Genomic DNA, 14,410 nt, shown 5'->3' on the forward strand with positions numbered 1-14,410 from the left:
TTAAAAACAAAGGAGACTATGTCTTACAAAAAGGATAATAAAATCAAAAGTAATTTCACCACAATTACGATCAGCCTGGCCTCTCCGGAGTCTATCCTTGAGCGTTCAAGTGGCGAGGTTTTAAAACCAGAAACCATCAACTACAGGACCTATAAACCTGAGCGTGACGGTTTATTCTGCGAGCGTATTTTTGGTCCGGTTAAAGATTATGAGTGCCATTGCGGTAAATACAAACGTATCCGTTACAAAGGTATCGTGTGCGACCGTTGCGGTGTTGAAGTAACCGAAAAGAAAGTACGTCGCGAGCGCATGGGCCACATTAACCTTGTAGTTCCTGTTGCGCATATCTGGTACTTCCGTTCGTTGCCAAACAAAATTGGTTACTTACTGGGTTTACCAACCAAAAGATTAGACTTAATTATCTATTACGAGCGCTATGTAGTAATACAGCCAGGTATTAAAGAAGCAGACGGAATCAACAAAATGGATTTCCTTACTGAAGAAGAATACCTTGACGTATTAGATACCCTTCCAAAAGAAAACCAGTACCTTGACGACAAAGATCCTCAGAAATTTGTTGCCAAAATGGGTGCCGAGGCTTTAGAAGAATTATTAAAACGCCTTGACCTGGATGAGCTTTCATTTAGCTTACGCCACCAGGCAGCAAACGAAACTTCACAACAACGTAAAAACGAGGCCTTAAAACGTTTACAGGTTGTTGAGGCTTTCCGTGATGCAAAAACCAGGATTGAAAATAACCCTGAGTGGATGATTGTTAAAATCGTTCCGGTTATCCCGCCCGAGTTGCGTCCGTTAGTACCACTGGAAGGTGGCCGTTTCGCTACTTCAGATTTGAATGACCTTTACCGTCGTGTAATTATCCGTAATAACCGTTTAAAACGTTTGATCGAGATTAAAGCACCGGAAGTGATTTTACGTAACGAAAAACGTATGTTACAGGAAGCTGTAGATTCGTTATTTGATAACTCACGTAAAGTTAACGCGGTTAAAACCGAAGGTAACCGTGCATTGAAATCACTTTCAGATATCCTGAAAGGTAAACAAGGCCGTTTCCGTCAAAACTTATTAGGTAAACGTGTGGATTACTCTGCCCGTTCGGTAATTGTTGTAGGTCCAAACCTTAAATTACACGAGTGCGGTTTACCAAAAGATATGGCTGCCGAGTTGTTTAAACCATTTATCATACGCAAAATGATTGAGCGTGGTGTGGTTAAAACAGTAAAATCTGCCAAAAAGATTGTTGACCGTAAAGACCCGTTAGTTTGGGATATTTTGGAAAACGTATTGAAAGGACACCCTGTATTACTAAACCGTGCGCCTACGCTGCACAGGTTAGGTATCCAGTCGTTCCAGCCTAAATTGGTTGAAGGTAAAGCGATTCAATTGCACCCATTAACCTGTACGGCTTTCAACGCGGATTTTGACGGTGACCAGATGGCCGTTCACGTACCACTTGGTAACGCGGCAATTTTGGAAGCCCAGGTATTGATGCTTGCATCACACAACATCCTTAACCCTGCAAACGGTACGCCTATTACTGTACCATCACAGGACATGGTACTTGGTTTGTACTACATAACCAAAGGCCGTAAAACAGATGAAACACGTGTTGTAAAAGGACAAGGCTTAACTTTTTACTCTGCCGAAGAAGTTATCATCGCTTACAACGAGAAAAAATTAGACCTGCATGCCTTTATTAAAGTGAAAGCTTTTGTTAAAGAGCGCGATGGCAAAATTGTAAGCAAAATTATTGATACCACTGTAGGTCGCGTATTGTTCAATGAGCATGTACCAACCGAAGTAGGTTATATCAATGAACTATTAACCAAAAAATCACTACGTGATATCATTGGTGAAGTTGTAAAAATTACCGGTATGGCACGCGCGGCCCAGTTCCTTGATGATATTAAGGAATTAGGTTTCAAAATGGCATTCCAGGGTGGTTTATCATTTAACCTGAAGGATATCAATATCCCTGCAGAAAAAGTTACTTTAATTGATACAGCTTCTAAACAAGTTGAAGAGGTTATGGGTAACTATAACATGGGTTTCATTACAAACAACGAGCGTTATAACCAAATTATCGATATCTGGACACGTATCAACAACCGCTTAACCGCGAATGTGATGGACATCCTGAGCAACGATAACCAGGGCTTTAACTCGGTGTACATGATGCTTGACTCTGGTGCACGTGGTTCTAAAGAGCAAATCCGTCAGCTTGCAGGTATGCGTGGTTTGATGGCTAAGCCTCAAAAATCAGGCTCGGGCGGCGAGATCATTGAAAACCCGATCTTATCAAACTTTAAAGAAGGTCTGTCGGTATTAGAGTACTTTATCTCTACCCACGGTGCCCGTAAAGGTTTGGCGGATACGGCGTTGAAAACGGCCGATGCTGGTTACTTAACCCGTAGGTTGCATGATGTTGCCCAGGATATGATTGTTGGTACAGTTGATTGCGGTACTTTAAGAGGTATCTACACCACTGCGCTAAAAGACAACGAAGATATTGTTGAACCATTATATGACCGTATTTTAGGTCGTACTTCTTTACATGATGTTCATGACCCTATCACTAACGAACTGTTAGCTTCTGCCGGTCAGGATATCACCGAAGAGGTAGCTAAACGTATTGAAAACTCTCCGTTAGAAGGTGTTGAGATCCGTTCGGTATTAACATGCGAAAGCAAACGCGGCGTGTGCGCGCTATGCTACGGCCGTAACCTTGCAAGCGGTAAACGCGTGCAAAAAGGTGAAGCTGTGGGTGTAATTGCAGCACAGTCAATTGGTGAGCCGGGCACACAGTTAACACTTCGTACATTCCACGTGGGTGGTACCGCGTCAAACATCGCGGCTGAATCACAGATCAACGCTAAATTTGATGGTATCATTGAATTTGAAAACGTACGTACTGTTGAATTCAACACTGCCGAAGAAGGTAAAGTTGATGTAGTATTAGGTCGTTCTGGTGAGTTCCGTATTGTTGAGGAAGGAAGCAATAAAGTTATTGTAACCAACAATATTCCTTACGGTTCATACTTATACATTAAAGACGGTGCTAAAATTACCAAAGGTGATCGTATCTGTTCATGGGACCCATACAATGCGGTTATCATATCAGAGTTTGCGGGTATCGCGCAGTTTGATGCTGTATTAGAAGGTATCACTTTCCGTGAAGAATCTGACGAGCAAACAGGTCACCGTGAAAAAGTAATTATCGATACCAGGGATAAAACTAAAAACCCTGTTATCCAGATTACCGATAACAAGGGCAACTTGGTTAAAGGATATAACATCCCGGTAGGAGCTCACATTGCTGTTGAAGAAGGTGAAAAACTACAAACCGGACAGGTTATTGCTAAAATCCCTCGTTCAACTGGTAAAACCCGCGATATCACCGGTGGTTTACCACGTGTAACCGAACTGTTTGAAGCACGTAACCCATCAAACCCGGCTGTAGTAACTGAGATTGACGGTGTGGTAACTTTAGGTGGTATTAAACGTGGTAACCGTGAAATGACCATCGAATCAAAAGATGGCCAGGTTAAAAAATATCTTGTTCCGTTGTCAAAACACATCCTTGTACAGGATAACGACTTTGTGAAAGCCGGTATGCCTTTATCAGATGGTTCAATCTCTCCGGCAGATATCCTTGCAATTAAAGGCCCTGCTGCAGTACAGGAATACCTGGTTAATGGTATACAAGAGGTTTACCGTTTACAAGGTGTGAAAATCAATGATAAACACTTTGAGGTTATTGTTCACCAGATGATGCAGAAAGTATCGATCGAGGATGCGGGTGATACCCGTTTCTTAGAGCGCGAAGCTGTTGATAGCTGGGATTTCATGAACGAAAACGACGAGATATTTGACAAAAAAGTTGTAGTTGAGCCAGGTGATTCAGCTACATTGAAAGCCGGTCAGATAGTATCATTGAGAAGGTTACGTGATGAGAATTCAGTTTTAAAACGTAAAGATTTAAGATTGGTTGAAGTGCGCGATGCTATCGCTGCAACATCAAGCCCGATACTGCAAGGTATCACCAGGGCCTCATTAGGTACCAAATCGTTTATCTCTGCTGCATCGTTCCAGGAAACTACCAAAGTACTTAACGAAGCCGCGATTGCAGGTAAAAAAGACAACATGCTTGGCTTAAAAGAAAACGTTATTGTTGGTCACTTAATTCCTTCTGGTACAGGTTTACGCGAATACGAAAATATCCGTGTAGGCTCACAAGAAGAATTTGATCGCTTAATGGCATCAAAAGCCGAAGAAGTAGAAGCATAATTTTAAGTTTCTAATATTTGAGGCCTCTCGTGAAAACGGGGGGCTTTTTTTTTGAAAATATTTCAACAAATAGTAAATATTGTAAAACAATTGCGACACGAGAGTGTTTTAGCTTGACTTCATTTGGATAGTCTATATTTGCCCGATCAAAAAAATGAGGTTAAAATAAGTACCCCCAAAAAGACTTTATACTAAAAGTGTCTTTTTGTTATTTTAGTACCATGGAAGAACAAAACGAAAACCAGCTCAACATTGAGCTTTCTGAAGAGATTGCAGAAGGAATTTATTCAAACCTGGCAATCATCACTCACTCCAGTTCGGAGTTTGTGCTCGACTTTATCCGCGTTATGCCGGGTGTACCTAAAGCTAAGGTGAAATCAAGGATAATTTTAACTCCGGAGCACGCTAAAAGGCTGTTGACAGCATTGGAAGATAATATTGAAAAGTTTGAAAACTTAAATGGTCGCATTAAGATTCAACAAGACCCATCTGGATTTCCTATGAATTTTGGCGGAACAATGGGACAAGCATGAATTTTCAATATTATATTAAAATGTGCTTTTGATTAAAAAAAAGTTACGTTAATCCCGTTTTTTTAAAAAAAATTATAATTATATACAGATAATTTAAAAAATGTCTATATATTGCAATGTTTTAAAACTTACACCTACAAAAAATATGAGAGCTTAACCCAATGAGAAAGACCTACTTTTTAAATTCATATATAATACTGTTCATTTTATTCGTTTCGATCGGATTGTTTTCTTGCTCTTCTACAAAAAAGATTAAATACTTTCAGGATATACCGGATTCAGGTGTGTTGAAAACAATTCCTGCTGCCGAATATACAGAGCCGAAAGTACAGGTGGATGACATATTGTCAATCATAGTGCAAACGCTTGATCCAGTCGCTTCTCAAATGATTAGCGGGGGGAATATCAACACCCCGGGTTCTACAACTACGGGTGCATTGGGTGGAATAACCAATTCGAATCAAGCAATAATAGGATTAGGTCAATCTCAGCCGTTAGGAGGATATTTAGTTAACAAAGAAGGATTCATCGACGTTCCGATATTTGGAAAATTGAAGGTACTTGGCTATACTACAACAGAATTAACTTCTCTAATTAACAATATAGCGTTAAAATACTATGTTAATCCAACAGTTACCGTGAGGTTCGCTAATTTTAAAATCAGTGTTACCGGTGAGGTTCTTAAGCCAGGCGTTTACATTATGCCAAATGAAAAAGTAACCGTTATGGATGCTTTAGCTATGGCTGGCGATTTGACCATATTTGGAAAAAGGGAAAATGTATTATTAATAAGGACTAATTCAGATGGTACCAGAACTCCATATAGAATCAACCTGAAGAGTAGCGCAAGTATGTATTTGCCATGCTATTATTTGCGCCAAAATGATGTTATTTATGTTGAACCCGGTAAAGCTAAAGCTGCAGCAACAGACGCTGCGCAAGCTCGTAATTATACTATCTTGGGTTCAATATTGTCAATTATAGCAATTTATCTTACTCGAAAATAAAATAAATATGGAATTTCAAGATCAGCATGCTGATAAAATTACTCCTGTAGAAGAAAGTTTTAACATAAAAAAGATTATCGGTATTGTGATTCAATACTGGTATTTTTTTATAGTTAGCATTCTGGTTTGCTTTGTTGTAGCGTTTGCATTTGCAAGGTATGGAACACCATCATATAAAATTACCAGTAAGATAACAATACAGGATGATGCAGCAGGAGGGTTGTTAGGAGGTAAATCTGGCGGTAGTTCAATGATGAACTTTTCAGATCTTTTGGATATTTCAAGTAACGTTTATAATGAAATAGACATTTTAAAGTCCAAGCTTTTAATGGCCGATGTGGTAAAGAAATTGCATCTTGATGTAGTTATTTACAGGAAAGGACGTTTAAATAATGTGGAATTATTTGATGAATCGCCGTTTAGTGTGCAAGTTGTATCTAAAGTTGATTCGATTAAAGCCAGGGTTTATGATATTAAAATAGTAAACAACATTGTGCATGTGTTTAACAGCAAGGATAATATTGATACCGCTGTGAAATATGGACAAACAATCAATTTGCCGCAGTTTAATCTTACTTTTCAACCTATTAAGGGAAAGAAGACAGATGACAATGGCTACAAAGTAGTTGTTCATTCTATCGACGACCAGGTAGATTATTTTAATAAAAATCTTGATGTTGATTTAACGGACAAAAAAAGTACTACGTTAGAAATAAACTTGGAATATTCAAATTCTAAAAAGGGTGAAGCAATACTTCAGGAGCTGATGACTTTATATTTAGATAAAAATCGGCAAAGTAAAATTGAGGTTGCCGATAGCACCCTTAATTTTATTGAAGGCAGGATAAATATTGTAAGTAAAGAACTGTCAGGTGTTGAAAACAAATTTGAAAAATTTAAGCAGGAAAACGGAATTGCGAATGTAGAAGCTCAAAGCCAAGCATTAGCTACAAACGTTTCTGATTATTACGTTAAGCTATCTGAAAAAGAAACGCAACTATCAGTTGTTAATGACGTGGAACAGTATATTACTAATCCCACTACTAAACGAATAATCCCAAATACCTTCTCTGTTCAGGATCCTGTGTTTTCTGAGGCTATCGGAAAATATAATGAGCTGTTGATAAATAGAGATAATTTATCTTTATCTTACAAAGCTGACAACCCAATAGTACAAAATATTGATCAGCAGCTTAATAATGTTAGACTTAGTTTAATAAAAAGTTTCGAAACTTATAAAAAAAGTTTAATAGTCGTTATTAAGGATCTCAAATCTCAGAATCGATCTTTAACCTCACAAGTACAAAGTGTTCCGAAAAAGGAAAGGATATATTTAGATTATGCTCGTCAGCAGGATTTGAAACAGCAGTTATATCTATATCTTTTGCAAAAAAAGGAAGAGACAGCTATTGCAAGGACCTCTACCTTATCAACCGCCAAAATTATTGACCCGGCAAAAAGCGACTATTTGCCATTTAAGCCGAATAAGTCATTAGTTTATATTATAGGCTTATTTGTCGGGACGTTGCTGCCATTTTCTTTCATTTACATCAAGGACGCACTAAATTTCAGAATTTTAAATAGGAACGATATTGAATCAAACACTCATGTTACTGTTTTAGGAGAAGTTGGCAACAATAGTGACAATAAATCTTTGGTTGTAGGAAAAAATTCGCGAACAATTTTATCAGAACAATTTAGAGCTCTGCGAACAAATCTTCAGTTTGTAATCAATGCCTCTAAATCCAATGTGATTATGATTACTTCCAGTATGAGTGGCGAGGGTAAATCTTTCATCTCTATGAATTTAGGTAGTGTGCTTGAATTAAGCGGAAAAAAGGTACTGTTGTTAGAATTAGATTTAAGGAAGCCTAAATTATCTTTTAACATGGGTATGGAAAGCGATAATGGATTTACTAACTATATAGTTTCACAGAATATGGATTTGGACTCAATTATTAAACCAACATTCTTTTCGGAAAATTGCTTTCTCATTTCAGCTGGGCCTATCCCACCAAATCCATCAGAAATTTTATTGAACGAGAAGGTTGAAGGAATGATTAACGAATTAAAGAAGAGATTTGATTTTATAATAATAGATAGTGCTCCTGTAGGATTGGTGTCTGATGCTCAGTTACTTGAAAAATTTGTTGATATTAATCTATATATCGTTCGACAGCAATACACTTTTAAAAATCAACTACAAATTATAACGGATTTAGTTAAGACAGGCAAATTTAAACGTTCATATATTGTTGTAAATGACGTAAAAAAACAAAAGACGGGCTATGGCTATGGTTACGGTTATGGCTATGGTTATGGATACGGCTATGGTTCTTATAACGGATATGTAGAGGAAGCATCAACCCCAAGTTGGTGGAAGAAAACCTTTACTAAAGGCAAAAGTAAGTAGTTTACAGATTTTATGAGCCAGGATAATTTTGGTAAATATTTATTATTAAAAGATCAATATGGTTTTGTTTATAAAGGCGTTGATTTCAGCAAAATATTATGTTCGGAGTTTTTATTAATTACCTTCCGAAATGCAGATTTCAAGAAAATAAAATTATATAAGCTAATCGTCCGTTTATTTAAAACTCGGCGTTACGAAGAACTCTATAGAATTGCAGTTGATAACAACGTAATAATGACAAGTTGTTATAACAGGCCAGATTATAATGAACTCATTAAGGCTTGTTTAAACGGTGTGAAAAATTCAAAGCATGTTTTGGTGGGGCAGGTGCCGGATGAGTATTGCCTGCCAAGTATAAAAGCTATTTACCAAGCCTTTTTCTATGTTTTTATAAAAAATCATCGGCTCAAAACTTCTTTTAAAGAAAGAACGTGCATTTTTTGCTACATTATTTTCTATACCAATGTCTTCAAAACATTGGAGTTGTTATTTAAAAACGTCGATCTTTCAAAAAAAAAATATATTGCGTTTAATAGTTCTTACGATATCGAATCATTGCTGACGATTTTTTTTAAAAACAAAGGAATGATAACTTATCATCTTTCACATGGAGTGAGTTATATTAACTATATGATTAGTAGGCCGTTGGATAACGTAAACGGCACTAATATAAATGCTGATTACGTATTAGTTTGGGGACAATCCAGCAAAGATGATTTAATTAATAATCATAATTTAAACGAAAATAGAATTTTGGTAGCGGGGAATCCTAAGTATCCCGCCAAAAGCATCTCTGTAAAAAATACCTTTAAGAAAGGCGTTGTCTTTTTAGGAAGAGATATTTACGATACTCAAAATATAGAGATCCTAAATATTTTAGGCCGGGTGTCTCCTGTTTTGGATATAAATTTTGAAGTAAAACCCCATCCGCGTTCGGATTTAAATCGCCTTAGGGAAGTTGCAGATAAATATAGCATCAAAATGTTAGATACCAAATTGACGATGAATGAGCTTTTTAAATCAGAAAATTTTGATTTTTCCATATGCTATAACACTACTGCATATTATGAAGCCATGTATTACAATCTTATTTGTTTTAGGTATGGTAAGGGCGAAAATGAAAATTATATGGGATTAGACGATAAGTTTTATGATGAGTCATCTTTTTCAGATCTTTTAAAAAGATATCAGCAAAGTGATACGGATGAGTTAAACACATCAATTAGGAATTTGTTGACAGATGTTTTGGGAATGGGTATCAATCGATATGAGCAAATTTTGCAAAAATGAGTAGTTCAAAAAAAATATTTTCGGGTATAGTTTGGAGTTCTTTAGGGAATATTATAAGCGCTTTATATGGTTTTTTTTCGGTGCCAATTCTCTTGTTTCATTTTGGCAAGCAGCAATATGGCTTAATCGGATTAGCCTTATCCGTTAATGTCTACCTCAAATTAATGGATATGGGTTTTTCCTCTGGCAATGTTAAGTTTTTTTCACAATTTCTTGTAAAAAACGATTTTGTGAAACTAAATAAATTATTTCAATCGAGCTTAGTATTCTATGGTGTCGTAGGTATCATTAATGGTATCATATTGGCCATTATCTCCTATTTTGCTAAGTCGATATTTTCTTTATCAGATGCTGACGCCAATATTTTACAACATATGTTTTATGTATTGATAATAAGTGCGTTTTTTGGATGGATATCATCTCTATTAGATCAGTTTTTGAGAGCAAATGAAATTATTGGGTGGGAGCAACGTTTGATGATTTTTTCCAGGCTGCTTCAGGTTTTGATTTTATTTCTTACTATCAAATACAATTTTAACGTGAAGCTTTTTTTTATGTTAACTACATTTTCGTCATTAATAATTATCCCCTTTAGTGTTTTGAAAATAAATAGCTTAGGCTATAAAATATCATATTTGCCGCGATATTATAACGATGTTTTCAAGCAGATTTTACCTTACTGTTTAAGTATATTCTCGTTTGGGATTTTTCAGTTTTCGGCCGTCTATTTGAGACCTATTATATTGAGTTTAAGAGCAGGTGTAGCGTTTGTTGCAGATTATCGGATTTTGGAAGGCTTTGCAAGTGTAATTTTACTTTTGGGTTCCAGTTTTACTGCGGTTATACTACCATCAGCATCTAAAGCTAAGGCTTTAGGAGATACAGACAAAATAAATAAAATAGCCTATGATGGAACTAAGTATATAACAATCTTTTTATCTTTTTTTGTTTTCGGCTTTATATTGATATCTTCTGATTTACTCACTTTATACGTTGGAAAGGGGTATAGTTATTTATTGATATGGTTAGTTATATGGATTTTAACATTGCTTGCTGCACATACTTCTGCGCTATCAAGTTTGGTTCTTTCTGAAGCCAAGCTCAGACCAATTGTTATAATGTCGGCCTTTTCTTCTATTCTTTCATTAGGAATAGCTTGGTTTTTAACTCCAATTTATAAGGTAGGCGGGGTAGTTTTTGGGTACCTTTTTTACAACATATTTCAGATGCTTTTTTACTACACCTATTATTATTCGAAGGTTATGAAGTTGAATTCCAGTAGAATTTTTCTAAAATCCTTTTTATTTCCCAGTTCATTTATTGCCGCGGTAACAGTTTTGTTATTTTACACTCTTCCCATGCTAAATCACGTCTCTAAAGCTTATTTAAGGATTGGGATATCATGTTTGGTTTATGGAGTTGTTTTAATTCCATCTGTCATTTTTCTTCTTTTAAATAAAAACGACAGGGATTTTGTAATAGGCGTCTTAAAATTTAAAAAACGGAACTCAATTAATAGTTTATAATTATATTATAAAAATGGTTGGTATTTTAGTTTCCTTAATTTGCTTCGGTTTATTCTACAAAATAGTGACTGATTCAGGAATCAACCAGGTTTTTTGGTTTCTTATTTTTGTACTATTTGTTCCGGCCGGAATTACCATTTTTTTTGTTATACCGTATAATCAATTTATATTGTTAACGCTATGTATAGCAATTTATAAAAATAAATCTTGGCTTAGCATTCTCAAAACTTTTCCGCTAAAATACATATTTGTATTATTTTCGATTTTAATCTTAACAATAGGTCTATTTGACCATCGAGCAACTGTTAATTTTTATCACAAATTAGCTAAGCCTATTTCATTTTTAACCATAAATATCCTGTGTTGCCTATTTGTTTACGTTGCATTATACAATGTTTACAACTACTCAAAGTTATTTCGAAAGCTTCTTTTTGTTTTTTTAATTTTTGCGCTTTACGGAATTGTGTGTTTTATTATAAAAGCAAATCCATATAACTCAATTATAGCTGAAGCATTTAAAACACAGGACTATATGAAGAGTTATTTACTTACTGGCGATGGTCGGTTAAGAGTAAATTCGTTTAGTTTTCACCCATATCTGTATGGGTTTCTGCTAAATACTATTGCACTTATTTCCATTTTTTTTTACCAAAATATAAAACAAATCAAAGTTTCCAAAAGGTATATTTTAACTTTAATAGCTCTTTTTATTATTAATTTATACTTTTCGAATTCAAGAATCATCTTGCTGATATTTATTGGTAGCTACGGAATTTATGCACTATTTTCAATAACTGCAGAACGCTTTTTTCAGTACATATTAATTTTGCCCCTACTGATTATAGTATTATTTCAGATTCCCAAAGTAAGTAAAACTATGGATCAATTGGCTGATGTTGTTTTAACCGGCGGTAGTTCAACAGAAGGTAGCAGTGTTGACATGCGGCAAACCCAATTATTGCTTTCTTTTAAGTATTTTAATGATAGCCCTATTTTTGGTAATGGATTTGATTACATAATTGAAAATCTGGGTTTTAGTTCGGATAATTCAAAAAGATCCAGTGATGCAGAAGCATTCGGATTTGAAAGCTATTTTTTTGTTTTATTGATTGAACAAGGGTTAATTGGAATAATAGCTAATTTGATATTGTTTGTGTCGTTGTTAGTGTATTATATTCGAAATTTTTTAAAGACAGAAAGGGAGTATCGTAGGTTTGTACTGATTTGCCTATTAATACTCATCGGTTACCTTACGTTTATTTTAACAACTGGTGTGTTAAGTTCAATGCCATTTTTCTTTACGTTAACCGGATTATTTATAAGTATTCAGGTTAAAATGCTTTCGCGTGCAAAAAATATACGGTCTTAATTAAGTACATTTTAAGTTAAATATGTTTTCTATTATCATACCCGCTTTCAAAACAAAATATTTGTTTTACGCCATTAAAAGTGTACTTGATCAAACCTTTGAGGATTTCGAATTGATTATAGTGAATGATAAATCTCCGGAAAATGTAGCTGAAATTGTTGCAAAATTTGAAGATAAAAGAATTAGTTACTATGAAAACGAAAATAATCTTGGTAGCAAAAGCGTGGTTTCAAGTTGGAATAATTGTTTAAAATACGCAAAATTTGAGTACACGCTTTTATTTTCCGATGATGATATATTGGAACCGGACTTTTTGTTGGAGATAAATGAGTTAATAAAACAGTATCCGTTAGTTGATTTGTTTTACAGTAGGGTGGCCGTCATTGACCAGGATAACAAAATAATAAGATATACTTGTTCTGCTCCAGAACGTGAAGTTGTACTTGATTTTATATGGCACCGGCTAAGAGGCTTGAGAGAAATATATGCCCCAAATTTTGTATTTAGAACAAAGTCTTTGATTGAAATAGGTGGTTTTGTGGATTTTCCTTTAGCATGGGGTAGTGATGACGCTACATGGTTTTCTTTGGCGAAAACCAATGGTGTAGTTTCAACTAATAAGGTATTGTGTAACTGGCGCTGGTCTGAGTTAAACATATCAAAAATTGGCAACGTCAAATTACGATTAAACGCGATAGAAACTTTTCTAACCTGGGTTGCTAATTTTGTGAATTCTCATGATTCGAGAAATGCTTTTGAAACTGAATTAAAACAAGAGATTTTTGTTGCTCTGCCTTTATATAAGGATATGCTAAAAAAATCTTTAATACAGAGATTGTTCGAAAATAATACAAAGCTCGATGCAGTGATGTTGTTTTTGAAATATAAAGGGCAATATAAATTGCCCTATTCAACATTTTTAAAATCTATAATGGTAAAGAAAACGAGATAATTATGGGCAAGATGTTTATTGTATATTACGATTTTAAGCATACATCAGGTAATCATGCTGGAATGAGTTACTTGGTTAAATATCTTGAGCAAAATTTAACAGAAGTAAAATTAATCAAAAATATACCTCAACAATTTCCTGGCGGTGGTAAGTTGTCAAAAATACACGCAGTCTTTTTGGCTTTTTATATAAAATTGATGGCAAATAGAAGCGACAAGGTGTTTTTTTTTGAATACTTGACAAAGGGTTTTGCAAATCAAGATTTGACAGCTAAAATTTTACGAAAGCTTGGTGCTGAAAACGAAATTTATGCATTGGTTCATTTACCTGGTGATAATCTAACTGAATTGTATAAAAATGAATCAACAATTATAAAAAAGATTAATCAGGTGGATAAGGTAATGGTTTTTGGCAGTAGCCTTAAGTTATTTTTGGAGAAAATTGGATATAAAAAGGAAATAGTTAATACGTTTCATTACGTGGATACGGAATACTATAAAGCAAGAGAAATAGCCCCAGTTAACAAAAAACTAAATATCGTTTGTATTGGAAATTTAAAAAGGAATTATCAATTGATGCAGCAAATTGTCGCTAACATTCCAGTAGTTCAATTTCATATATGTATGGGGAGTGCTCAGCTAAAGGATATTTTTGATAAATTCACTAATGTTAATTTGTATGGATTTTTAGAAGAGAAAGATCTATTATCACTAATGCAGCGATGCGATATCGGGCTTTCGGTTTTAGAAGATACCGTAGGTAGTAACGTTATAACAACATCAATGGCTACAGGGTTAGTACAAGTTGTATCTGATGTTGGCTCTATAAGAGATTATTGTGATGAGCATAACTCGATATTGTGTTCGACTTTAGATGACTTTATTACAGGGATTAAACTTTTAGAAAAAGATAGAGAAAAGCTAAGTTTAATGAAAAAAAATGCATTGAAACATGCCTCCAAATTTAGTATGCAATCATTTCTTGATGATTTTAAGTTATTGCTTTATTGAGT

9 protein-coding genes are annotated in these 14,410 nt (G+C 35.0%); all 9 read left to right on the forward strand.

Annotated features, from left to right (window positions below; translation table 11 throughout):
• The first annotated feature begins 18 nt into the window (after positions 1 to 18).
• The 9 genes from rpoC (at position 19) to QWZ17_RS22960 (ending at position 14,408) form a co-directional block, all read left to right on the forward strand.
• Positions 19 to 4,308, forward strand: coding sequence for a DNA-directed RNA polymerase subunit beta' (gene rpoC / locus QWZ17_RS22920; RefSeq protein WP_290307648.1), 4,290 nt, complete (start codon positions 19 to 21; stop codon positions 4,306 to 4,308).
• Positions 4,309 to 4,529: 221 nt separating this feature from the next.
• Complete coding sequence (locus QWZ17_RS22925; protein ID WP_290307649.1) at positions 4,530 to 4,841, forward strand: DUF3467 domain-containing protein; 312 nt, start codon at positions 4,530 to 4,532, stop codon at positions 4,839 to 4,841.
• 161 nt (positions 4,842 to 5,002) lie between these two features.
• Positions 5,003 to 5,848, forward strand: a complete 846-nt coding sequence (locus QWZ17_RS22930; protein WP_290307650.1) for a polysaccharide biosynthesis/export family protein — start codon at positions 5,003 to 5,005, stop codon at positions 5,846 to 5,848.
• Between the two features lie 7 nt (positions 5,849 to 5,855).
• Positions 5,856 to 8,261 carry a GumC family protein gene (locus tag QWZ17_RS22935; protein ID WP_290307651.1) on the forward strand — a complete coding sequence of 802 codons (2,406 nt, stop codon included), beginning with the start codon at positions 5,856 to 5,858 and terminating at the stop codon, positions 8,259 to 8,261.
• Positions 8,262 to 8,273: 12 nt separating this feature from the next.
• Positions 8,274 to 9,551 carry a hypothetical protein gene (locus QWZ17_RS22940; RefSeq protein WP_290307652.1) on the forward strand — a complete coding sequence of 426 codons (1,278 nt, stop codon included), beginning with the start codon at positions 8,274 to 8,276 and terminating at the stop codon, positions 9,549 to 9,551.
• The gene (locus tag QWZ17_RS22945) at positions 9,548 to 11,077 is read left to right on the forward strand and encodes a lipopolysaccharide biosynthesis protein (protein ID WP_290307653.1); all 1,530 of its coding nucleotides are present in this window, start codon (positions 9,548 to 9,550) and stop codon (positions 11,075 to 11,077) included. The genes QWZ17_RS22940 and QWZ17_RS22945 overlap by 4 nt, the downstream gene beginning before the upstream one ends.
• Positions 11,078 to 11,609: 532 nt before the next feature.
• Positions 11,610 to 12,446: an O-antigen ligase family protein gene (locus QWZ17_RS22950; protein ID WP_290307654.1), complete on the forward strand. Its 837-nt coding sequence runs from the start codon at positions 11,610 to 11,612 to the stop codon at positions 12,444 to 12,446.
• Positions 12,447 to 12,468: 22 nt separating this feature from the next.
• Positions 12,469 to 13,398 carry a glycosyltransferase family 2 protein gene (locus QWZ17_RS22955; RefSeq protein ID WP_290307655.1) on the forward strand — a complete coding sequence of 310 codons (930 nt, stop codon included), beginning with the start codon at positions 12,469 to 12,471 and terminating at the stop codon, positions 13,396 to 13,398.
• 2 nt (positions 13,399 to 13,400) lie between these two features.
• Complete coding sequence (locus tag QWZ17_RS22960; RefSeq protein WP_290307656.1) at positions 13,401 to 14,408, forward strand: glycosyltransferase; 1,008 nt, start codon at positions 13,401 to 13,403, stop codon at positions 14,406 to 14,408.
• The last annotated feature ends 2 nt before the right edge of the window (positions 14,409 to 14,410 follow it).

The sequence above is a fragment of the Mucilaginibacter flavus genome, assembly GCF_030409315.1.
Lineage (GTDB): Bacteria > Bacteroidota > Bacteroidia > Sphingobacteriales > Sphingobacteriaceae > Mucilaginibacter > Mucilaginibacter flavus.